This is a genomic window from Paenibacillus amylolyticus, assembly GCF_047302515.1.
GTDB lineage: Bacteria > Bacillota > Bacilli > Paenibacillales > Paenibacillaceae > Paenibacillus > Paenibacillus amylolyticus_G.
The window spans coordinates 6,176,625-6,200,786 of the sequence record NZ_CP168019.1 but is presented as its reverse complement, the minus strand read 5'-3'; the positions used below and the strand labels follow the sequence as shown (position 1 = coordinate 6,200,786).

The following is a 24,162-nucleotide window of genomic DNA, read 5'->3' as shown; positions in this document are numbered from 1 at the left end:
CTAATATGAAGAAAAACATGATAACAGGTAGCAAACTTTGGTCCATCGCCATGATTACCAGCCTACTCGCAGCATGCAGTTCACCAGCAACCACAAGCACAACGGCCAATGCCGCAACGTCAACGACAGGAACAACCAAAACGGTTTCCGTCAGCGAGCAAACTTCAGTAAAATACGCGGATCTGGTCTCTCTGGATGCTGACGATACCAACATTAGTTGGAGTGAGGCAGATTCCACAACGATTAAACTGAACGGAACAACAGCAACGGTAACTGGTTCGGGTGCCAAAGCAGCGAATGGTTCGGTAACCATCTCCGAAGCAGGTACTTATGTACTTAGCGGTGAGCTAACGGATGGCCAGATCGTGGTTAACGTTGCCGATAAGGGAACCGTGCATCTCGTATTAAACGGAGCCACAATCCATGATAATGACAGTGCCGCGATCTACATTCAGAAGGCCGGTAAAGCGGTGATTACACTCGAAAAAGGAACTAAGAATACCGTTTCCGATGGTAAAACATATGTGTACGCCGATGCTACGACAGACGAACCCGATGCTGCAATCTTCAGCAAAGCAGATCTTACATTCAACGGTGCAGGTCAATTGACCGTCACAGGTAACTATAATGAAGGTATTACGAGCAAGGATGATCTGAAAATCATTAGTGGTAGCATCAGCGTCAAAGCAGCCGATGACGGCATCAAAGGTAAAGATATGGTCGCCATCCAAGCGGGTACGATTACCATTGAAGCCGAAGGTGACGCCATTAAATCAACCAATGACACAGATACCACCAAAGGTTACGTTGCTATCGCTGGAGGTACCTTCGATATCCAAAGTGGCAACGACGGTATTCAAGCCGAAACCGCACTTGTTACGGATGGCGGCACATACAACATTGTAACGGGCGGCGGTAGCGCCAATGCACCAGCCAAAGTAGAAGAAGGTCCGTTTGGCGGTGGTGGCGGTGGATGGGGTGGCGGCACACCTCCGACCGATATGGGCACACCACCAGATGGCGAACCTCCTGCGAATATGCCAGAGATGCCTAATAACAGCGGTACAAATGCAGGTGCTAATACGAACGGCGCAGCAACATCCAGCTCTGCCAATGCAACAACAACAACAACGGATAACAATGCTGATGCGGATACTGCAACAACAGCAACGGAGTCCACAAGTGCCAAAGCAATCAAAGCAGGTACAGATCTTACGGTTAATGGCGGTACGTATACCATTGATTCCATGGACGATTCCCTGCACAGCAACAATAACGTGACAGTCAACGATGGAACATTCAACATCGAATCCGGTGATGACGGCATCCATGCCGATCAGGCCCTGACGATTAACGGCGGAACCATCACGATTGCGAAGAGCTATGAAGGACTTGAAGGTGCAATCATAACCCTGAACGATGGGGATGTGGATGTAACGGCATCCGATGATGGCGTAAATGCTGCAGGTGGCGAGACGGAAACAGCTACGAATACAGCGGCAAGTACAGATAGCGCGACTACAGCAACCGATGCAGCCACGACATCCAACATCTCTGTAACCGAAACGACAGGTACAACATCAACTACCGATCAGGCATCCCAAGGTACGGCTACTACTCAGCAAGGACGTGGACCGGGCGGTATGGGTGGTGCAGCAGCAAGCAATAACGAGTTCCACATTAACGGCGGTACACTCACGGTGAACGCAGGTGGTGACGGACTGGATTCCAATGGTTCCATTAACATGACTGGCGGGACGGTTATTGTGAACGGACCGACGAATAGCGGCAACGGAGCATTGGATTATGACGGCACATTTGAAATCAGTGGTGGATACCTGGTGGCTGCCGGAAGCTCGGGCATGGCACAAGGAACATCCGATGCGTCTACGCAAAATACCATTGTGATGACATTCCCTGCAACGCAAAAAGCTGGAACACTTGTACATGTACAAGATAGCGAAGGCAACAACATTCTGACGTTTGCACCAGCAAAAGATTATCAAACCGTGGTTGTCAGCTCACCGGATCTTGCGAAAGATGGTTCCTACGTGATCCACTCCGGTGGTACATCTACAGGTAAAGCCGTGGATGGACTCTACACAGACGGTACCTATAGTGGTGGAACTCAAGTGGTTGCCTTCCAATCGACCAGTAATGTAACTTGGGTGAATGAATCTGGTGTAACTACAGCCAATACAGGTATGGGCGGTCCTGGTGGCGGTGGACAAGGCGGATTCGGAGGTGGCAGAAACAGATCGCAATCCGGCACAACATCCGACAGCACAGGCACTACCGATTCTGCAAAGTAATACGTGCGGTAAGCAATAATCAAGCAATTTCTTGCCCTAACTCAAAGGCAAGACAAAAAGGCTCCGAATCACTTCATAGTGAGTTCGGGGCCTTTTTCGCATCCTCGTTCTTACGTGGTATCTGCATTACTATGATATGGAGCACACTCTTTCATCCATTAACGTTATGGTCGAAGGTTTACAACACTCCAGCTGAGCAAACCTGGTGATCACTTTCCTGTTCTTTTCTTTAAAAGGAATACACATACACCTTGGTGCGCAAGGCATCACGGCATGTAATGGTGCTTAGCGGTTCCTTACCCGGCAGCGCAAAACAGACGCTAATCACCTTGGCACCCGGCGGAAGCTCTCGACTGAACTTGTCCAGAAGCTTAGTCATGGCTCCCGGGAACAGATAACAGATCACACAATCCGCATGTTCGTAGGAACTGGTGTAGATGTCTCCGCGCATGAAGCGCAGCCTGCCCTTGAGAGAGTGCTTGTTTCCCTTGGCTCGACGTAAGCGAACACTGAAATAGGCAATCAGTTGGGAAGACCATAAGGGAATGATCGAATTCTCAATACCCGTTAGCCTTTTGCCAGGACAGTGCCTTACAACATCCAACCCCAGTGTACCCCATCCGGAGCCGGCTTCGAGCACATCCCCGTACCCCGGAATACGGTTTACCTCTTGAATGACCACCTGCCTGACACGGCTGGATGTGGGCATCGGGGAAATCCCGTTTTTCCAACTGACAAGTACGATGGATATGACACATATCAATGTCACCACGGCAATAAGCCATGGAATCAGGTAAATGATGAACATGAACTCATCCCTTTGTTATCACTCATTCATTCCGGCACATGAGACTTCATATATACACCCTTTTTATAAACGGACTTGATGGTAAAATGTACACCCAGCTTGCGATTCGTCCGATAGATTAGCGAGTTAATCTCGTCGATCCCTACCGCTTCACTCTCCAGCATACTACGCTCCGGCCACACCTGAGCCACAATTTGTTCCCTTGTCACAAAGTGGTCCAGTTGACTATACAGCAACTTGAACAGCTGGTATTCCTTCTTGGACAGCGGAATCTCCACTTCACCGATCTGCACCGTTTGCAGGTGATCCTGTAACCGTACACCCTCACCAAACAGATCCGACACCCGATATTCCCTCGTCTCTCCAAGATCGCCTTCCGTGCGAAGCTGGATCAGTCCGTTGACCAACGTCAGGCTATCGCCCTCGCTAAACGGATATTTCTCATAGGGAACGAGGCGCTGCCCGTTCAGTTCGGTTCCATTTTTGCTATCCAGATCTTCGATCCATAACTGTTGCTGTACATCATAATGAATGCGGCAATGCCGCTTCGATATCATCTGATTATAAACAGACAAGTCCAATTCACTACCGCCTGTGTAACGTCCCACCGTAATGGAGCGACCCTGACTTACATAAGCGAATGAGCCGTCACTTTCCTGTCCTGGCGTACGAATGACGATTTTTGCCGTCTCCCGCATGTTATTCTCCCACCTTCAATGATCACTCACTCGATCTCTATAAACACTTTGTAACAATAATGATAAATTCATCAGATTTGTTCCATTGTTTGCACCGCTATAGTTCAATATAGTGGTATACAGGGACGATTTATGTTCGGTTCTACTTACTCTACTATACCAGACGTTGTGCTTTTTTTCTCATGACGGCCGGATGTCTACTTTAGCTCATTCAACAAGAGAGGTACCTTCCAATGAACAAAAAAAACATTTTCATATACGTGCTGCTCGCCTTTGCCCTGTCCATGACATTAACCGTGCTCTCCCGTATGAACGATGATGGCGGAGAATCACTGAAAGGCACATCGGCTTCCGAAACCTCATGGTTACAAATGAAGATCCAACCCTAAGTCTACTCTATTATAACGTGATCTCTGCGCAAAACGTTTCACGAATGTCATATTAGGCTAGGGCGTGTCTTCAAACTCAGGAAAGCCACACTATAATGGATCCAGAATCAACAAACCCTTGAACTTACACACTAATTTAGCGTAGCGAGTTGCCAGACGGCGATAGTTATATCTATCACGGAATTGAGGGAATTATCATAAGATATTTTTTGATATGCTCTCTAAATGCTGGTTGAAAGGAGTTTGGATTAGATGAAAACGAATGTAAAATATATTGGTAAGACAATTAAGAGAGAGAAGCACCATTGCGAGAATTCATTTTCCTGAAGCCATATGCGTTTCTATGATGAGATAGCCATAAGGTCCATGCTAAAGCCATTCGTAAATTTACGATTGGTTTATTTTGGTATATTCTTCAATTTGAAACTAATGAACAATTATGGAAAGATGTCACGGGACAAGAACATTGTGTCATTTCTGATTAGAATGTTATCTAAATACTATCATGACAGAAATTATGTGGCGAGATAAAAGCACAATTCGCTTTCTGAATCCAAGAACTCAGTTCCATTGCTGAAAATATTGGGAACATGGAATCGATGTCGATTAGAATATTTTATCTGTTTCATTAAGCTAACGGGCAGATTAGTGGAGTAACAAATCATATGAAGCAGGATAATAGTGCTTTAATCATCGTAATTACAATGTATTGACAACGAATTTACAAATACGAATATCAAAATACATGAAAGAGAGTTTCCAACAGGTTGCTAAGGATAATAATAAAGATACCTCGTCACTAGTGCGTGACTGGATTTCGACCTATATAGCTGAACATCAACGAGTTGATGAAGAAATAACAGATGAGCTATATATGGCAGGGTACCAATTACAAGAAGCGCTTGGCGGGAGAGAAAACGTAAGCAATGAGTTTGCAAAAGAATTGCAGGAATTCTCCTTAACGAATCAAAAAAAATTCACACAGCGAATACTAACCACCTACATGGACCTTAATCTGACAATTCCTTCTTGTCTATCGAAAACATATAAAGGGTTCGCTTTTTCACAATGTTTTTGTTGGGCTTAATTGGGGAAAAGCCGAAAGATTTTTAAGGTGAATAACTTAATTAATGGGTCAGAATATTGAACTAACGGGAAACGATAGCTCAATAAAATCATGGAGGTAGCCCATCACATATTGGCTGCCTTTGTTCAATTAATAGGCAGGTTCCGTTATTGTAAATGAGCAAAATTATATACTTGACTCATGCATAACGATGAAGCTTCTTCAATGATCCTTTGGGATGGTACAACGGAGATTGGGGATATCGCAGAAATAGATAGGATAGAAGCGAATCATGGATTCGTCTTCAAAGAGTAGATCATCAATTTTTTCGGCCTCATCCTGTTTCTTGAACGCAGCTGCCAAGCTCATAAAAGGCTGCGGTACCTGATACCACCGCAGCTTCTTTGTATGAACTCCATTCGGGACGCCGGATGAAGGAAAGATATAGGCTCATTGTAAAGGGGACGGGCAACTTTTATGCGCTCAGACCGCCGTCTACTGGCAGGATTACCCCTGTAATAAAGGAAGCTTGATCGCTAAGCAGCCAGGCCGCAGCATTAGCGACTTCAATCGGTTCGGCAGGACGCCGAAGGGGCGTCTTGGCGCTGATTTGCTCAATAATTTTAGGGTTAATGGCAACCCATTGCTGAATCATATCCGTCATCGTCGTGCCAGGGGCAATTGCATTGACTCGAATGCCCGCCGGTCCGTACTCAATGGCAGCCGTTTGAGTTAGGCTGTTAACCCCACGTTTGGCGGCTCCATACGCCCCCAAGCCCGGGTTTCCCTTTAAGCTGCCTACACTGCTGCTATTAACAATAGCGCCTGATCCCGAGGTCTCCAACATAGCCTTAATCTGGGCTTTCATGGACAACCAGACTCCTTTATAGTTCACAGATTGTATCAGGTCAAAATCTTCTTCTTTTTCATCGACCAACGAGGCCACCGTAACTACGATGCCTGCGTTGTTGAAAGCGGCATTAAGGCGGCCATACCGTCTCACTGTGGCCTTGACAGCTTCTTCGACACTGCTTGCATCCGACAAATCGGCTGTAAAATAATCTGCATTTCCGCCAGTTGCCGTGATTTCATCTCTGACTGTACGCAGCTCTGATTCCGTTCGCGAGACGAGCATCACGGAAGCTCCTTCCTCGGCAAATAGTTTTGCTGCTGCAGCTCCGATCCCCCGTCCGGCGCCAGTAACCATTACCACTTTGTCCATTAACAATTGTCCTGAAATATTTTCCATGTTGATTCTCCTTTGCCTTAGGCATATTGATATCATTAATCACCTTGAGTATACTTTGGCTATCAACTCAGGACGAGAACCCGCTTTATGGTAGGTTTCGAAGTGATAGGATAAGGAGGATTCCAGTTGAATGATAGTGAACGCCGGTTAGCCCTAGGTAGTTTTTTGCGAAATTTAAGATCGTCTATCTCTCCGCGTGATGTCGGACTGCCAACCGGCAGTCGTCGCCGGACACGAGGTTTACGCCGTGAAGAAGTCGCTCAACTCGCCAGCATAGGCCCTTCATGGTATACGCGGCTTGAGCAAGGACGTGATAGCAGCCCTTCAGTGAGTGTGCTGGAGAGTCTAGCTTCGGCGCTCAAGTTAACGCCCAATGAGCGACGCCATCTCTTTCTGCTCTCAGGAGAGTCGCTGCCGCCTCAATTGAATGGTGAAGAAGAGATAATCAGCCCATCCGTCCAGATGATGCTGGACGAACTCAACCCTAATCCGGCCTATGTGATCGGAAGAAAGTTGGATTTTCTAGCTTGGAATAGAGCGGCGGAAGCTGTTTTTACCATTTCCGAGCCGTCTCCGCCACATGATTACAATTTGATGTGGCGACAATTCACTGACCCTGTTTGGAGAGAAGGCTTAGAGAATTGGGAATACGTCTCGCAGAGAATCGTTGCCGAGTTCCGCACATCGAGAGCCCGCTATCTTCAGGATGTTTCATTCAAGAGGTTAATCGACGATCTTAAGAGAGAAAGTACCGATTTCGTAAGGATGTGGCAGCATCATGAGGCGTCCAGCACTCTTGACGGTTATAAGAAGCTTTGTCATCCTACTCTTGGTGCAATGGAGTTTGAACATATTACCCTTCAATTTCCCAATGACCCGGATAAGAAAATCATGATCTATATGCCGCATACGGCAACAAAATCTCGTCTGGAGAATTATTTGATGGAGAGCATTTAGGCCTTGGTATACTTAAGAAATCCTGCAATATTAAAAGCCCGTGTTGCTCACAATTCAAAGACTGATGCACTTACGCACATTGAAAAAAACGCAATGATGTGTTTCTGTACGATCCGATTGGACGGACAATGAGGGGAACGAGATTAAGCTGATTGATATCCTCGGCTCCGAAGACCTGAAACTCCGTATAGACTCCATGTATGATGAACATCAGGGACGCTATGGCTATCGTCGTCCTGCCAATTACGTTGAAAATACCCTAACGCGCTACCGGGTAACGACATTCGGCCAAGCTGTCTGGTTTTGGTCAGTCACCGAAAGCTTGAAGAAGATCGCGCTCAAGTAGAGCGCTGGAAAAGGACAGTGTCACCACTAACTCCTCTGTTTAAAGTTTTCATTTATTTCTATCGTGATCACTATTCCAATGAGTAGATATTTGTAAACTAAGCTACGACCGTTTCCCGGTATTCAACCGGAGAATGGCTGTTTCAGCATAGCTGAGTTTCGCCTCTTAAAGATAGGCTTATATATGGTTCACTTATTGCTTGTTTATGGCAAGGGTCGACAAAGTGGGGTCAAAGATCGACCAGCGGGCAAAGAAATTAAAGGAAATGATCCGAAAGATTTTATCGACTCATCTAATTATAAACAAATTATACTTAGCAACATCGAGCCCGAGATACAGATTATTTCAAATACGAATACAATGGTTTATGTTAGGTGCTCTCAAAATATATAATACAGAAGATAAACCTTATATGATGAAAAAAATACGACCGTCTTAAAGGGAGCTTCGAAATAAGATTTCTAGAGACTACTCTACATGCAATACATGATATGGACACCTGCGCTTCGATAGAGATAGCGATCTCAAACCAAGAGAAAGGTATAGGAAGCATTAGGAGGCAATGAAACAATGTTGTTGTCTTTTAAGGAACAATGTTCTTGTCCTCAGACAAAAGACCGATACATACTGTACAAGCTATTTCGGAGGACTGATGTTTTTTAGAACTTAGTTTGCCACTAGCAAAAATTAATATATCAATTTTTTATGGGAGGAATCATTGTTGAAAGGAAAAATGTCAAAGATAATTCTTAAAGCAATTACCGTTTTATTGTTTTTCGGACTATTAGCAGGAGATCCATCAGTAGTACGGTTTCCTGATATGGCGTCAGCAACTGCTGGCCCGATCACAGTTACTCTGACAGAAACACAAGAGGCTTTCAAAAATCCCCTTAAGGGATTTAGACCTACTCGGTATATGAATGACACCAAGTTTTCGGATCATGAATACGGGACTGTAATTAAGCAATATATCAAATACACGAACTTGGAGAACGCTGCTTCGGACTCCGTTCAGAGAATCAAAGATTGGAGCAATACAACTTGGGCAGGCATCGAAAGCCAGAATAGAAAGGTGATCCCTCGCGTTTTCATTGTGTATCCAAACGAAGGAGAGTTTTGGCCCCAAGGTGTTCCTAGTGACGACGTGGCTGCGCGATGGACAACGGATATACTGAAAGATCGTCTTGTCGCGTTTATTCAAAAGCTTGGCCAAGCATGGGATGATGATCCCCGAGTTGCTTATGTCGAGCTCGGATTGTGGGGCAATTGGGGTGAGCATCATATTTATCCAGATCAATTAGCTGACGGGACCGACCGGATTCCGCTCAGCTTCGAGACAGCACTAGGGGATGCTGCTACGCAAGCTTTTCAAAACAAGAAAGTTCAGGTGCGGTATCCCGATACGTTCCAAAATTATGACTTCGGATTTCTACGGGACTCGTTCGCATTAATCGATGATCTAGAAAGTGGGGAAGGCATTGTTAAAAGAGATACCTGGAGAACGCAAGTCAACGGCGGAGAGGTTGCCTACGATTGGGGACAGAAGCATATCCAGCCCGGTGACTCACCAAATGATACATTAAGCGATCCAATCCATCGGAATTACGTTATCGATTGGATTAAAAAGACGCATACAACCAGTCTGGGATGGATTGATCAGTATGATGCCCTGGATTCCGCCGTCTCGAAGGGTGCTACATTAATGCAGAAGGAACTTGGATATCGATTCGTCATCAATCAGGCGACATTTTCCGGCAGCGTGCAACCTGGCGAAAAAATGAATGTATCCTTTCAAGTCTTGAACAACGGATCAGCTCCGTTCTATTATAACTGGCCAGTAGAAGCCAGCTTGCTGAGAAGCGATCGTACGGTTGCCTGGAAGGGCATATTCAACAACGTGGACATTCGGAATTGGATGCCGGGTGACAATTGGGACAGCTCTACGCATCAATATATTCAAAAGCCTGCGGTACAGCAAGTTTCCGGTGCATTTACGATTCCTTCCAACTTGCCGGCGGAAACTTATACCTTGGCGCTTACCATTATTGACCCTTATGGCTATAAGCCAAGCGCTAGATTTGCCAATTCTAACTATTATACAGGCGGCAGGACACCGATCGGTAAAGTGGGCATCGGGATGGAACCCGCTAATCAGAACATTGGGCCTTTCAATAGCTTGAAGTCTGACAATACGCTTTCGTATAGTTTAGCCCAAACTCCTTATGATGGAGGCTACAGCGGTGGGAAGAATGTCTTACTGCTGGATAACTTTGATAACTCGCAGAGATGGCCGGGAGCCAATGATCTCAGCAAATGGTCAGGTGCAAACGAGTTTGTTAACGATGCCGGCGGCATTGAATCAGGGGCTTTGAAGCTTCAGTATAACAACAACGGATGGTTTGGTTCTGATATCAACCAGAACATCGAGAATTACTCTAAGATGGTGATCCGCATGAAAGGTGCAAATGGCGGTGAACAAGATCATATTCAGCTCTCGATCGGTGGATTGACCCGAACACTGTCAGCTTTCAGCGGGGATACGGTAACAACCCATTTCAAAGATGTTGAAATTGATTTGGCAGCAAACGGTGTAGATCTCCGCAGCCCAGGACAACTGTCGATGTCGTTCTGGCATGGAGGCAATAGTACAATCTGGATAGATGAGATTCGTTTCGAATAATCGACTATATATAATTTCTAAAACAAGACCGACCCGCAGTTTTGCAGGTCGGTCTTGTTTTAGAATACTTACTTGTCTTTGATAAGATACGGATTATTTGCCTTCGGTCCGTAAGAAGCGAGCGATTGGTAAGGAGGCAAAATCATAGAGCCTCGTTTGGATGGAGAGAAACTTTATTACGCAAGATGGTCTATCAGACAGATCATGACTTGTGCCTGCGATAGGAAGTAGCAGCTCCGATCATTCCCCTCAACGCCGCTTCTTCCTAACGCCGAATTTCCTCCACGCATACACGATAAGAGCTACAGGGCCAGCAAGCCATAACAGTTGCCAAAGCATGATATTCAGATCGAATCCCACTTCGAATCCCTCCCCATATAATTAATCGCAAGTGCTACTTTGATCGTTCAAAACCCAAATCAATCTTGGTCTTCCTCCGGCACATTCGGTTTGTCGTCAGGCTTCGCTGTCTCTCTCGACTGTATTTCCTCCATACGACTCGACACCTTCTGATACAGGTAAGAGATGCCAAGCAGCAGCACACCAAAGCTAAAATAGGCAAATATTTTGCTGCCCGAGGTGAGCATCCCCACATCATAGAACACCATCTTACCCGTAGCAAACAACGTTAGTCCTAGGCCCAAACGCCGAATCATGACATATTTTCTACGGAATCCATAGGCAATATAGAGAATCGCCAGCAGCAGATAGATCAGGCTGAACATCAGCCCCACATCACCCCACTGGAACTGGACCGTCAGGAATACGGTGATGACACTCAGCAGATATACCCCTGCGATAACCGGGTACCATTCAATGCTCTTGAACTGCCCGCGGATGCCTGCAATTAGCAGATCCCTTCCTGCAAAGAATACCCCTACGTTAAAGATAATTAACACCAGCAAACCTACAATCTCCGCCACCGTATGCTGCTGAACTTCCGGCTGAAGCGCTGGCATGGTTAAGGTTACAGCCAGTGCAATACAGCAGCCAACGGCATTCAGGAAGGTGGTGTACACCTGCACGAATCGGTCGCGCAACAGCTTCACTTTGCCTAGTCCATACGCCAATGCAATCGTAAGCGCTGCGAACATGAGTAACTTGTAAAACATGTATAACAGGAACGTCCCATCGACAGCTCTGACATACAATTCATTCGATTCATACAGCACGTATAACCACAGATTGGCAAGTGTCACATACTTGAATCCGTTCAGGAAGCCAAGCTCCAGCGGGCTGTATTTGAATCTCTCTCTGGAAGATGAGTTGCTGTGAACTGCCCAGGCATAATAAAGTGTAATAAGCACAGTTCCCAGCGTGATACTGGAGTATTTTAACATGAAGTAAGAACGTTCCCCGATGAAGAATAGCGCCAGCAGATCGTAGTACACAAAAGTGATTAGACATAGAAGAACGATGCCCCATCCGGCACGTTCCACCGACTTGAGCCGTTTCAGATGTCCTAGCGTAACCAACAGAACCCCTTCGATTAACCAACCCATCGATAACCATTTGGCCCCGAATTGGAACGGAATAATCAGAATGGCAAAGGTCAGGGAAGTGACATAGAAGAGTAATATCGTCTGTTTCTCCTGAGCCATATGGCGCTGGACGAATCGTGCGAGGCCCAGATACACCACGCAGAAGATCAACGCCAGCAAACCCTGAGCATCATTCCAACCCGCCACATCGAATAACACATATAACATCAGACAACTAATGCTCGTATTCATGGCGAGTAGAGCGAAATCCCACCAGGTTAACTTCATTCGGTGTTTGAACGGATATGCCAGTGTAATGCCCAGATATAATGCAAACGTCACAATGGAATACAACATGCCAATCTTCTCACTTGGCGATAGCCATAATAAGATGAGCATGGATGGTGTGTTGAACAGGAAACTGATATAGTGCACCACCGGCCACCGTTTGCCAAACGAAATGAACACAATAATGCCGTTTAAGAGCAGCAGATAGATCATGGCTACATAGACAGCAGGGCCCTCAAGCCCGAACGAGAACATGTAGGAGAATAACGGAAGATATCCGCCCACCAAACCTAGTGAACAGATGGTCTTCGATTGGTATCTCAAGGATAACAATACGGAGATTGCCGATACTAATACAGACAGGGCAAGTCCCGTATATAACCCGATAATATGCAGTAAAAAGTAACTATAGAAGACGGAGCCAAACAACACGGATATCCCACCGCCGAGCAACCCCATCGCAAACGTCTGCCTTTTGCGGCGGAACAGCCACTCTCCTCCGGCGAGCATCAGTGCACCGAGCAGGAAAAAGGCCCCGCTCTTCATCTCGTCATTGAACCAGGTCGAGTACGAATATTGGAACGCTGCTCCAACGCCCAGAATGAGGAGCAAGATGGCTACTTTGTTGATCCAGCTGAGTCCAATCTTCATCTCCATGCGATTCTGCTTGATCCGACGTTGAATAGTCTCTTCGCTCAACCCTTCCTCCGCCATATGCTCATATCCACGTTCCATGTGTCCACGCAGAGCCTCTTCTCTATCCCGTACGGCTCGTCTGTGCGATTCAATACGCTCATTCACCTCTGCCGCAAGGTAAGCAATCCTCTCCTTCACCTCATCGGAATTCTCTTGCAACTCCTGTGCGGCCTGGTTGTACAGCGCGTTTAGATTGGATTTGGTTCGATGTTCATGGAATGCAATTCGATCATTATGTACTGCTGTTTTCCCTTGAAAATAGGTCGCCATCTTCTCCCGCGATACCCGGATCAGATTCAGCTTCTCATCCAGCATCTGTTCCGATAACGCCATGCGAAGACGTGCATTCTCTTCTTCCATCTTGCGCGAGCGAAGTTCGAGCTGTTGCAGCTTGAGTGTGTGAGCTTCATACTGTTCCTGTAACTGTTCATTCTGAACGATCAGGTCATCGGACTGGTATTCCTGGAGCAAGGCGTGATACTCCTTCGCCAGTTGCTTTTGTTGCTCCTGAACCTGTTGAAGCCGATCCTTAAACTCCTTCATGAGTTTCCTCCGTTGGTTGATGTTTAATCTTTTCCCTATATTTTACTATATGTATGCCATAAAAAGAGGTTTAAACATTAGATATATCTGTGCAATATTTCATCCGCAGGATCTCAAACGCAAAAAAGCCGGGAAGCAACCGCTTCTCCCGACTTATATTCATATGAGTTTTGCACAAGAATGGATGCTTATGCCGCATCACTCGTCTCTGATTGGTCCGCTGACTCGGGCTCAATTATCTCGGTTGCATCCGGGTCCAGCCAACTGGCGATCATACCACGCACATATTGCAGATCGTCCTCCGACAGATCATAGTACCATGTGCCACTGCGCGTTGCACCCTCCCCCTTCAGCATGTAATTGCTGATCGTTGGTATGCTATCTTTCATATATAAGGACTCGGCGAATTTCACGATAAATTCCGAGGTCATGTTGGTTGTAAAATTCGATCCGGCAATCTGGATTACGTCCGGGATCTTGGTCAGATTTTTGACTTCCAGCGCACGATTCATGAAGGCACTTAAGAAAATCCGGTGACGCATCGTCCGATTGAAATCGGAATCTTCCCGGTAACGCACATATCCAAGCGCTTCTTCGCCGTTATAGATCGGTTTATTCGCTTCAACAAACAGCTTCTCATGCGCTTTTGATTTGTTCTCAATATTCTTTTTGATCGGCAGTTCAACGCCGCCCACCGCATCAACAATATCCTTGAGCCCGTTAAAATTAATTGCGGCATAGAAATCCACTTTGTTCCCCAGCAGATTCTCCACTGTATCCATCGCCATCTTGGCTTCACCGTGGGCATATGCTGAGTTGATCTTTGACTTCACATCCCGGCCGACAATCTCGGTATAGGAATCACGTGGAATGGACAGCAGCAGCACTTTATTGTCTTCTGGACGCACGACGGAATAGATGATGGTATCCGAACGGCTTGGTTCGTTATCGCGTTGGTCAATCCCTAGCAGCAAGAGCGAGAACGGGTCCGTATGTTCCACAACAGGGGCATCCTTATCACCAGCTGGTACAAAGGAGTCATCCAAGGCTTCCTTCACCGTAGCTGAAGCGAACAAATTAAAGGCAAACACGACGAGTTGCTTTTGATAGATAAATCCGAGTCCTCCCAACACAAGCAGCACACTTAGGGTGATGATTAATGGCTTCTTCCATTTCTTCTTCGGTTTCTTCGGCTTCCGTCTTGTTAAATGTGCGGCACTGTTTTCCATCATATCTCCTTTAATAACGGGTTCTTAGAATCATTTAACTATATTAATAACACGTTTTCAATAGATTACGTTATAATCTGCTATACATAAACAAGCATAAAGGGAGCGATGAATGATGGAATATCGACGTTTGGGCAATAGTGGTTTACGTGTGTCGGCACTGGGGCTTGGCACAAATGCGTTTGGCAAACGCGCGGATGAAGCAGCTTCTACCCGCATTATTCATGCAGCGATGGATCAGGGCATCAACTTTATCGATACCGCCAATATCTACGCAGGCACGGAATCGGAACGCATTATTGGACAGGCTCTCACAGGTCGACGGGAAAACGCGGTGCTTGCTACCAAGGCCGGATTACCCCGGCATGATGGCCCTCATGGGCGGGGTTCCTCCCGCTACCATCTGCAACAAGAGCTGGAACATAGCCTGCGGCGCCTGCAAACGGATTATGTCGATCTGTACCAGATCCATACTTTTGATCCGCATACACCGCTGGATGAGACACTGCGCACATTGGATGATATGGTCACTTCCGGCAAAGTCCGTTACATCGGAGCCTCCAACTACGCAGCTTGGGAGCTGATGAAAGCTTTAGGCATCAGTGAACAGAAAGGTTATGTGCGCTACATCTCCACCCAAACCAGCTACTCCCTGGCAGACCGTACGCCTGAGTTGGAACTGGTGCCGATGTGTCTCGATCAGGGTGTAGGCATTATCCCGTATTTCCCGTTGGCAGGTGGTATTCTGACCGGTAAATATAACGGACAGACCCGTGTGCCTTCTGGTTCCAGAGCAGACACCGATCCGTCCTTCAACCGTTTCCTGCTGGAGCATAATATCCAACTGAGTGAACAAGTGAGTGCTAAAGCTGCCTCATATGGTTGCTCCCCGAGTGTGCTGTCACTTGCATGGCTGCTGACTCGTCCAGCTGTATCCACAGTGATTGTCGGGGCTACACGCACCGAACAGCTGGAACATAATCTGGCTAGTCTGGACATGTCACTGCCCGATGAGCTGTTGGCTGATCTGGACCAGATCAGTGACTCTTTCCGTCGCCGCGAGCCGTTTGCGTCCTATCGAATCGATTGAGCAACCCAAATAGACCTCCCGACAAGATGAAGTCAGGAGGTCTATTTGTATTTTACAGAGGTGTTATAATTATTAATAATCAGAAAATTTTCCAGTTCCACTACATTCTGTAGTTTAATACATTAAAAAAAGATACATTACGGATCAACTCTCTGTTTTTTGGCGAAGAAACTCCTGCATGATCTCCAAATACTCTCCCTTACGTTCATCCAAAGTTTCGAAAAATGCCTTGTCCGATTCCTCGACCAGATGGATTCCCTCCACAGCCAATCGGGTTCCTTCTTCCGTTGTTGTGATAATATTGGCACGCGTATCTGTCTGATGACGAGCGCGGGTAATTAATCCCCTTTTTTCAAGCGCACGTAGAACCTGAGAAGTCACGTTAACATCCACCTTGGCAAACTGAGCAATTTGAACCTGAGTAACTCCCTTGCCTTCCTCATCGTGTTCATTGAGCCATAAACAGGCGTGCAATAATACAAATTGAGGTTGTGTCAGTTCGAGGGGCTCCAGCACCCTGCGTACTTCCTTTTGCCACATGGCTGTAACCTGCCATAACAGATATCCCGGACTTTCTTGTGCGTTTTTATACCGTGAGCTTGTCATCTCATACCTCCATGATGTGCGACCTTATGCAACAGAATATATACCCGTCAGTCAATGAAGTAAATCCATTATTCATATAACGATGATGGAAACATATCCGTTGCAACTCTGTGTGTTCTTTCTCAAAAAAATAATTAGCGCGCAGGGATAAACTGCTTCACCCATTGTCCGAATCCTTGCGGATTGCGGCTCTGTATAAGAATAGTTCCTTCTCCCCGGAACCGACATACCAGTCCTTCTCCACTTGTTACACTGGATAACCAGCCCTGTGAAGCTTTCTCAATACGGTAATCTACATAATGAGGCCATGCCACCAAATGGGCGTTATCCACGATCATTTCCTCACCTGCTGCCAGATTAATCGCATGGATGGCACCATAGGAAGACAGAAATACAGTCCCACGTCCGCTGATCTCAATAATGAAGAAACCTTCTCCCGAAAAGAGACCTTTTTTCAGGTTTTGCATTTTGGTATTCACCTGAATGCCCTCGGTTCCTGCCAGAAATCCGTCTTTCTGCACATAGAGTGAATAGGAACCGTCCAATTCAACAGCTTCTACATCGCCCATGCTTGAAGGTGAGAGCAGAATCTCTGCCGACCCGCCCGCAGCCGTCAGTTCCTGAAAGAAAAACTTCTCCCCGCTCAGCATCCGACCGAACCCGGCAAACATCCCACCTTCTGCTGAACCCTTTAGTTCAACCGTAGGAGTCATGGATACCATCGCACCACTCTCGGCCTTGAACCGCTCTCCCCGCTGCAAATGTACCTTGAGCATCGCAAAAGCACCATCATATAAAATCTCATAGTTCACGGTTGCACCAGCTCCCTATTGTCAGAGTTAAAATCATTGAGTCCATTATCTTCCAGAACTGCTGATTTGTCTCCGTATTCCTTCACAATATGTTGATCTCCCCAGTTACAGAGCGCATTGAGAATCGGTTCAAGACTTCTCCCGTAATCACTCAATTCGTATTCTACTTTGGGAGGGACCTGATTATATACGATTCGGTTTACGATCCCGTCGTTTTCAAGCTCTCTCAGTTGCTGTGTTAACATTTTTTGTGTAATTGCGGGCATAATACGCTTGAGATCACTGGTTCGTCTTTTCCCATGTGTCAGATGACAGAGAATGACGCATTTCCACTTGCCACCGATCACCTCTAAGGTAGCTTCAACCGAGATGTTATATTTTTTTCTAACCATAACTTGCTTCCTCCCTGATGAATTGAATTACATCCGTCGCATGCTGTATAGGCACCAAAAAGTACGTAGGGTACTAAAAAGTACGTACTATTCAATCTATACCGAATAACTCATAATAGCATTTGCCGGTACGTAAATCTACATTCTGGGGAGTGGGGCAAGAAATGTTACAAGATTCAAAACGCAGCACGTGGGCACTGCTAGCACTGGCTATTAGTGCATTCGCAATCGGTACCACAGAATTTATCAGCGTTGGGCTACTGCCCCTCATTGCAGATGACCTGGGCATTTCCGTAACTTCAGCGGGACTGACCGTTACTTTATATGCATTAGGCGTTACCTTTGGGGCTCCTGTTCTGACCTCACTGACGTCTACCATATCACGCAAAACGCTACTGCTTGCCATCATGATTGTCTTCATTGCGGGTAACACGATGGCTGCACTATCGACGGGCATCACCATGTTACTCATTGCACGAGTAGTGTCCGCACTGGCACACGGGGTGTTCATGTCCATCGGCTCCACGATTGCAGCCGATCTGGTGCCTGCCAACCGTAGGGCGAGTGCTATTGCCATCATGTTCTCTGGTCTTACCATTGCCACAGTAACCGGTGTACCTCTCGGTACACTCATCGGCCAACATTGGGGCTGGCGCGCTGCCTTTATCCTGATTGTTGTGGTTGGCATCGTTGCGATGATCGGGAACCTGATACTCGTACCATCCACGTTGAAACGCGGAACACGGACGGCATTTCGGGATCAGCTGAAGCTCGTTACAGGTGGACGCTTGCTGCTTGCTTTTGCCATCACTGCTGTTGGGTACGGAGGAACATTTGTTGTCTTTACGTATCTGTCCCCGTTGTTGCATGATATTAGCGGTTATTCCGAGAAAACGGTAGCATTCATCCTATTGTTGTACGGAATCGCCATCGCTGTTGGCAACATCATCGGCGGCAGAGCAGCCAATCGCAACCCGCTCAAGGCGCTCTTCTACATGTTCATCATTCAGACCATCATTCTCGGCGTAATGTACTTCACCGTCCCGTTTAAGTTGGCAGCACTGCTCACCATTATGGGTATGGGCCTGCTCGCCTTCATGAATGTGCCTGGTCTTCAGATGTACGTTGTAACCTTGGCTGAACGATATGCACCACAGGCCAAGGATGTAGCCTCAGCCTTTAACATCGCCGCATTTAATGCGGGAATTGCTATAGGTGCCTATTTGGGTGGAGTCATCAATGATTCCATCGGTTTGATTCACACGACATGGGTCGGAGCCTTGATGGTTCTCGTAGCTGTAATCCTGACCGCATGGGCTAAAACGCTGGAAAGCAAGGATCAACATGCATCAGTCGAAATGGAGAAAGCTTCGTTCTAATTTCCATTCCGACCATGGGTCTCACTCTTATATATATCAGTTCCAGCCTTCGAGGGGAACCGGTTTCACATGGTATTTTATTATACTATAATACGTTGAACCCAATTTGATCTACTATGATTTAATTTTGTATGATAAAACAACAAAAATTCAGCTTACTATGACTGATTTTTACACACTTTAAGGAGGAAATCTCATGACAACAGCTCAAACCGCACAACATTTACAATCCACAGTAACTCTGCATAACGGTGTTTCTATGCCTTGGTTCGGACTTGGTGTATTTAAGGTAGAAGAAGGATCTGAACTGATTGAAGCCGTGAAAAATGCGATTAAACATGGATACCGCAGCATTGATACTGCTGCAATATACGGCAATGAAGCTGGTGTTGGTCAAGCGATTGCCGAAGCTTTGCAAGAAAACAACCTGAAACGCGAAGAACTGTTTGTTACATCTAAAGTATGGAATGCAGACCTTGGATATGAAGAGACACTTGCCGCTTTTGATACCACGTTGAACAAACTGGGACTGGAATACCTAGACCTGTATCTGATTCACTGGCCTAAGGCCGGCAAATACAAAGCAGCCTGGAAAGCAATCGAGGAACTGTACGCGGCTGGTCGCATTAAAGCTATTGGCGTAAGCAACTTCCAGATTCATCATCTCGAAGACCTGATGCAGGATGCCAAAGTGAAACCGATGGTCAACCAGGTGGAATACCACCCTCGCCTGACTCAGGTTGAGCTTAAGGCTTTCTGTGAGAAGCATGGTATCCAGCTTGAAGCTTGGTCGCCTTTGATGCAAGGTCAGCTGTTGGACAACCCAGTGCTCACGGGGATTGCTTCAGACAAAGGCAAATCGGTTGCACAAGTCATCCTGCGTTGGGATCTGCAAAATGGAGTCATTACCATTCCGAAGTCCACCAAGGAACAGCGGATTATTGAGAATTCCTCCATCTTCGACTTTGAACTTTCAAATGAAGAGATGGATCAGATCAGTGCTCTGAACGAAGATGTGCGCGTTGGTCCTGATCCGGACAACTTCGATTTCTAATGAATAGCCTTTTTGGAGCCTGCTTTGTTTGACATAGCATAACGAAAAACCACCGGACCAGGGCCGGTGGTTTTTCGTTATGTTCTCTTCCCTATAACCAAGCCTCGCTAACACTGCACGTTTCAATTCAAAATGTGGTAATCCATTTTTTAACTATTGAACCTGCCACAATGCAGGGACATTGGATGGTTCCCACCCAGACAAGGATGTGTGGGATTGCAAACATTTATACGTCTTACCGCTATAGGTGACCAGCTGTCCTACAGTATAGGCTGTATTCGCCTGCCAGGCGGAAACGCCCGGATTTGTCGTTCCTGCTGTTGTTTTCACGGTCACCGCATTGCTCGCAGCAGAAACATTACCCGCCGCATCCTTTGCTTTTACCGTAAATGTATACGAGGTATCCGCTGCAAGCCCGCTGATCGTTGCTGTCGTTCCGGTCACTGATGTCGCCAGAGCCGTTCCATTGTACACATCATAACCCGTTACACCCACGTTATCCGTGGATGCCGCCCAGCTCAGCGTTATGCTGGATGTTGTTTGCGCCGTTGAAGCCAGATTGGTTGGTGCAGTTGGCGCTTGCGTATCCCCTCCCGGCTGAGTCGTAGTGCTCACGGTTACAATATTACTGGCTGCAGACAGATTGCCTGCGGCATCTTTTGCTTTGATCGTGAAAGTATAAGAAGTACCTGCAGTAAGTCCACTGATCATTGCTGTCGTTCCTGTGACGGATGTTGCAAGATTACTGCCATGATAGACGTTATAACCGGTAACCCCTACATTATCCGTTGAAGCATTCCACGCGAGCGTCACTGAGTTGGCCGTCACACCTGTCGAGCGGGCATTACCGGGTACGCTTGGCGCCGTCGTATCTGCTGGAGGCACTGTACCTCCGGTAGGCAGGTCGGCTTTCAGTTTATTTTGGAGTGTTTTGTTCCGGTCACCGCTAAGCTCCCAGAACATCGCTCCGCCGAGTCCCTTGCTCTTGATATAAGCGGTTTTATATCCAATAGACTCCGCATCGTCATAGCTAATAAAGCGCTTGTTGGTCGCATTATAGAGATATGGCACCTTGGCCGTGTCATTCCAGTAACGCGTATACCCGTTTTTGTTAATGTAGTTGGTCTCCAGATCATAAAAATCAAAGGAGCCTGCTTCCCAAGTTCCAACGGAAGAACCTCCCGCGCAGGTCTGATACTGGCCATTGCCCGCCTGTGCGCATCCATCCCAGCCGCGGCCGTAGAATGGAACACCAAGCACAAGTTTGGCGGCCGGTACCCCAGCATTCAGATGCCCTTGTGCTCCGGCAGCCACATTAAATGTATTGGCATCTGGCACCCCAGCAGCCGAAGCCGCAGGGTCATAGTTCAACGGCGCGTTATGCGCACTGACTGTTTGCCAGGCCCCGTTAAAATCGTATGTCATAATATTAATCCAGTCGACGATGGCAGCTATATTGGCAAGCTCTGTATTCGCAGCATAGGTCGTCGATGCACCGCTTGCAATCGTAAGCAGATACTTCTTGCCGTCCACAGCTCCGGCAGCATCCAGTTTCTCACGGATTTTGCTCAGAAGCAGTGTGTAATTCTGCTTATCCTCAGGACGTTTGCTGTTACCATCAAGTCCGCCTGATACCGGGTACTCCCAGTCCAGATCTACCCCGTCAAAATTGTATTTCCGCAGGAAGTCGACGGCAGAGTTTGCAAAAACCTCTCGCGTTGCAGCAGTCGCAGCTACATCAGAGAAGCGGTTGGACCATGTCCATCCTCCCACGGAGATGATTGTCTTCAGATTAGGATTGATCTGTTTCAGCTTGTTAAGCTGATTGATATTGCCTGCAATGGGCTGATCCCACGTATCCCCTGCAAATGTCTTGCCGGTATCAATCCATGGATCGCCAAGCACGATCGTGCCATTTGGTACATTGATTGTCTGGCTCTTCTCATTCTGACACGTCCAGGTCACCGGATTAGGGCCCGAAGGGTCCGGATTTCCATGAATACCATTCCAGCAAATATCGGCAAACGCATAGTTGATATGCGTGACTTTGGTTGGGTCGATATCCGTTACATTATAGTTTCTCCCATACGCAGCCCATGACGGGTAGTAACCAACAATTTTATAAGAATCTGCAGCTGCTGCCGTAGCGGGTTGGAGCACAAAAGAAGGAATAATGACGGATAAGAGCAGGGATAGACCCAAGAGAAACCTTGCGGTTTTCTTGAAAGCAGTGTGTTTATTTAAATGTATCATCTAATACACAACCTCCTTTGTCGTTTGCGTACTCAGCCCGTTCAGGAACGGACGATGTGCGCTCGAAAACTGGTTATTTGTATATGCGTCCCAGTTGATTGACCAGGTCATAATCCCTTTTATCCCCGCATAGCCCGCAGGCTGGAGCAAAGTATAGGAACCGCCGTATGACACACCTTTGATCAAATAATTCAGTGCCTTTTGCAGATCGGCTGGCGTTGTATAACCACCTCCAGCAGCCTGTTGGGAAGCCGGCACACCGATGGCAATCTGATCCGGTCGCAAGGGACTAAAGAAAGGGCCTGTGCTACCGCCTACATGAAAGCCTTGAAGCAGCATCTCCGCCATGGCCACATGGAAATCAGCTGTTCCTTGGGCATAAGAGCGCCCATCCAGCCCTACCATGGAGCCCGTGTTATAGTGCTGTACATGAAGCAGGGTCAGGTCATTACGCAAGGCATGGATGACTGGCAGGTAAGCTCCCCAAGGGCCGCCGTAGCTCAGATATCCACCCTGTACATAGGCCGTCTCCGGCGCAGCCGTCAGGATGAAATTGGCGCCGAAGTGTGACTTAACCGCTTTCACGCCTTGGATGAGGTTAACAATTTTCGGTGTAGTTGGACTACGGAAATCGCTATCCCCTGCATTCAGAGACAAGGAGCTTCCTTCCAGATCGATATCTAGACCATTGAAACCATACGTGGAAATGATTGATTTTAACGAATCTTCGAATTGCTGTCTCTTGGTCGCGTCGGTGAGCTCAATGGTACCGTTGGCTCCCCCCATGGAAAGCAGTACTTTTTTCCCCTGGCTTTGCAGATAGGCAATATCGGATTTGAATTCGGCTACCGTTGCATTGTATGGAGTAAAAGCAAGCGTTCCGCTACCATGTGAAATCGGTTCGGCAAAGGAAACATTAATGACGTCATAGGCTGTTGATACGTTACGAAGTCTGATATTCGTTGAACCATTATCGAAGTTGTGCCAGTAGCCGATCAGCCATTTGCCGCCGGTTGGCCCAGGATTGGAAGATCCATTGGAAGTTGTCACACTGAGGGAGGTGCTCGCAGCCGATATATTGCCTGCGGCATCTTTGGCTTTTACCGTAAAAGCATAAGTCGTGCTAGCTGTCAGTCCAGTGACTACAGCTGTTGTAGTTGAAGTACTTGTCACAAGAACGCCGTTCCGATACATCTCATACCCCGCTACGCCCACATTATCCGTGGATGCATTCCAGGAAAGACTCACAGAGGTGTTCGTGATGGAGGATGAAGTCAGACCCGCAGGAACAGAAGGTGGTGCCGTATCTGGCGTTGGCGTTTCCCCTCCCGAACCTTCCCCGACGTATTTCCACAACGCGGGCACAACAGAGGGCTCCCATCCGGTCAAAGCTGTGTGTTCCTGAATACACTCATAATCTTTATTTTGATATGTTACGAGGTCTCCTTTCTTGTATGCGGTGCCTGCCTGCCACTGGGCGGCGGCATCGGCTCTCGGTGCAAACCACGTAATAAGTAGAAGAAATACCAAAGCAAATGTAATGACCGGGCGGAATCGAACAGCTTGATTCAAGCAAAATCCCTCCTGTACTAAGGATACGTTCACCTTGCAAACAAAACTTCAATTGTCCACCTGCATCTGATCTGTGATCGATTAGAGCCAGCCCCATTCAGCCATCTGATGTTGCGTGTCACTTCACTCCCTTCCCTTACCAAAATGGACCTTCCCTCTCGTGTTCTTTTTTGCAGGCACCATCCAAATTTTACAGGGAATTTACAGATCCTCACCCTGTATTTAATCAGTAAAATGCAAAAGAGATAAGGGATAAAATAGT

18 protein-coding genes are annotated in these 24,162 nt (G+C 47.0%); 8 read left to right on the top strand and 10 right to left on the bottom strand.

Going from position 1 to position 24,162, the window contains the following annotated elements:
• Window positions 1-5 precede the first annotated feature (5 nt).
• Window positions 6-2,312, top strand: a complete 2,307-nt coding sequence (locus ACDJ59_RS27200; protein ID WP_413406821.1) for a carbohydrate-binding domain-containing protein — start codon at window positions 6-8, stop codon at window positions 2,310-2,312.
• A gap of 229 nt (window positions 2,313-2,541) precedes the next feature.
• Here the strand turns inward: ACDJ59_RS27200 and ACDJ59_RS27195 are convergent, their stop codons facing one another.
• The gene (locus ACDJ59_RS27195) at window positions 2,542-3,120 is read right to left on the bottom strand and encodes a class I SAM-dependent methyltransferase (RefSeq protein ID WP_413406820.1); all 579 of its coding nucleotides are present in this window, start codon (window positions 3,118-3,120) and stop codon (window positions 2,542-2,544) included.
• 26 nt (window positions 3,121-3,146) lie between these two features.
• Window positions 3,147-3,818, bottom strand: coding sequence for an FHA domain-containing protein (locus ACDJ59_RS27190; protein WP_413406819.1), 672 nt, complete (start codon window positions 3,816-3,818; stop codon window positions 3,147-3,149).
• 233 nt (window positions 3,819-4,051) lie between these two features.
• Between ACDJ59_RS27190 and ACDJ59_RS27185 the strand changes: the two genes are divergently transcribed.
• A complete protein-coding gene (locus tag ACDJ59_RS27185) occupies window positions 4,052-4,207 on the top strand; it encodes a hypothetical protein (RefSeq protein WP_165980318.1) in 156 nt (51 codons plus the stop codon).
• Between the two features lie 745 nt (window positions 4,208-4,952).
• Window positions 4,953-5,294, top strand: a complete 342-nt coding sequence (locus ACDJ59_RS27180; protein ID WP_413406818.1) for a hypothetical protein — start codon at window positions 4,953-4,955, stop codon at window positions 5,292-5,294.
• 454 nt (window positions 5,295-5,748) lie between these two features.
• On the opposite strand, the gene ACDJ59_RS27175 is transcribed toward ACDJ59_RS27180, so the two are convergent.
• Window positions 5,749-6,522 (bottom strand): SDR family NAD(P)-dependent oxidoreductase, encoded by a 774-nt coding sequence (locus tag ACDJ59_RS27175; RefSeq protein ID WP_413406817.1) that lies wholly within the window; start codon window positions 6,520-6,522, stop codon window positions 5,749-5,751.
• Window positions 6,523-6,648: 126 nt separating this feature from the next.
• Here ACDJ59_RS27175 and ACDJ59_RS27170 point away from each other — a divergent pair, with 126 nt between their 5' ends.
• Both ACDJ59_RS27170 and ACDJ59_RS27165 read left to right on the top strand, forming a co-directional pair.
• Window positions 6,649-7,479, top strand: coding sequence for a helix-turn-helix transcriptional regulator (locus ACDJ59_RS27170; protein WP_413406816.1), 831 nt, complete (start codon window positions 6,649-6,651; stop codon window positions 7,477-7,479).
• A 1,166-nt stretch (window positions 7,480-8,645) separates the two neighbouring features.
• Window positions 8,646-10,505 carry a DUF4832 domain-containing protein gene (locus tag ACDJ59_RS27165; protein ID WP_413406815.1) on the top strand — a complete coding sequence of 620 codons (1,860 nt, stop codon included), beginning with the start codon at window positions 8,646-8,648 and terminating at the stop codon, window positions 10,503-10,505.
• A gap of 419 nt (window positions 10,506-10,924) precedes the next feature.
• On the opposite strand, the gene ACDJ59_RS27160 is transcribed toward ACDJ59_RS27165, so the two are convergent.
• Together ACDJ59_RS27160 and ACDJ59_RS27155 are read right to left on the bottom strand one after the other, a co-directional pair.
• Entirely contained in the window at window positions 10,925-13,513 is a 2,589-nt protein-coding gene (locus ACDJ59_RS27160; RefSeq protein WP_413406814.1) for a DUF2339 domain-containing protein, read from the bottom strand.
• A 188-nt stretch (window positions 13,514-13,701) separates the two neighbouring features.
• Window positions 13,702-14,745 carry an LCP family protein gene (locus ACDJ59_RS27155; RefSeq protein ID WP_413406813.1) on the bottom strand — a complete coding sequence of 348 codons (1,044 nt, stop codon included), beginning with the start codon at window positions 14,743-14,745 and terminating at the stop codon, window positions 13,702-13,704.
• Between the two features lie 112 nt (window positions 14,746-14,857).
• Here ACDJ59_RS27155 and ACDJ59_RS27150 point away from each other — a divergent pair, with 112 nt between their 5' ends.
• On the top strand, window positions 14,858-15,832 hold the full coding sequence (locus tag ACDJ59_RS27150; protein ID WP_340938056.1) for an aldo/keto reductase: 975 nt from the start codon (window positions 14,858-14,860) through the stop codon (window positions 15,830-15,832).
• A 144-nt stretch (window positions 15,833-15,976) separates the two neighbouring features.
• On the opposite strand, the gene ACDJ59_RS27145 is transcribed toward ACDJ59_RS27150, so the two are convergent.
• The 3 genes from ACDJ59_RS27145 to ACDJ59_RS27135 all read right to left on the bottom strand — a co-directional run bounded on the left by ACDJ59_RS27145 (window position 15,977) and on the right by ACDJ59_RS27135 (window position 17,642).
• On the bottom strand, window positions 15,977-16,438 hold the full coding sequence (locus ACDJ59_RS27145; RefSeq protein ID WP_036612197.1) for a MarR family winged helix-turn-helix transcriptional regulator: 462 nt from the start codon (window positions 16,436-16,438) through the stop codon (window positions 15,977-15,979).
• Between the two features lie 134 nt (window positions 16,439-16,572).
• Window positions 16,573-17,250 carry a TIGR00266 family protein gene (locus ACDJ59_RS27140; protein ID WP_017691614.1) on the bottom strand — a complete coding sequence of 226 codons (678 nt, stop codon included), beginning with the start codon at window positions 17,248-17,250 and terminating at the stop codon, window positions 16,573-16,575.
• Complete coding sequence (locus tag ACDJ59_RS27135) at window positions 17,247-17,642, bottom strand: winged helix-turn-helix transcriptional regulator (RefSeq protein WP_017691613.1); 396 nt, start codon at window positions 17,640-17,642, stop codon at window positions 17,247-17,249. The genes ACDJ59_RS27140 and ACDJ59_RS27135 overlap by 4 nt, the downstream gene beginning before the upstream one ends.
• A 164-nt stretch (window positions 17,643-17,806) precedes the next feature.
• Between ACDJ59_RS27135 and ACDJ59_RS27130 the strand changes: the two genes are divergently transcribed.
• Both ACDJ59_RS27130 and ACDJ59_RS27125 read left to right on the top strand, forming a co-directional pair.
• A complete protein-coding gene (locus tag ACDJ59_RS27130) occupies window positions 17,807-19,021 on the top strand; it encodes an MFS transporter (RefSeq protein WP_413406812.1) in 1,215 nt (404 codons plus the stop codon).
• 196 nt (window positions 19,022-19,217) lie between these two features.
• Window positions 19,218-20,075 (top strand): aldo/keto reductase, encoded by an 858-nt coding sequence (locus ACDJ59_RS27125; protein ID WP_413406811.1) that lies wholly within the window; start codon window positions 19,218-19,220, stop codon window positions 20,073-20,075.
• A gap of 153 nt (window positions 20,076-20,228) precedes the next feature.
• On the opposite strand, the gene ACDJ59_RS27120 is transcribed toward ACDJ59_RS27125, so the two are convergent.
• Together ACDJ59_RS27120 and ACDJ59_RS27115 are read right to left on the bottom strand one after the other, a co-directional pair.
• Entirely contained in the window at window positions 20,229-22,328 is a 2,100-nt protein-coding gene (locus tag ACDJ59_RS27120; RefSeq protein WP_413406810.1) for a glycosyl hydrolase family 18 protein, read from the bottom strand.
• The gene (locus ACDJ59_RS27115) at window positions 22,329-23,900 is read right to left on the bottom strand and encodes a chitinase (RefSeq protein WP_413406809.1); all 1,572 of its coding nucleotides are present in this window, start codon (window positions 23,898-23,900) and stop codon (window positions 22,329-22,331) included.
• Window positions 23,901-24,162: the final 262 nt, after the last annotated feature.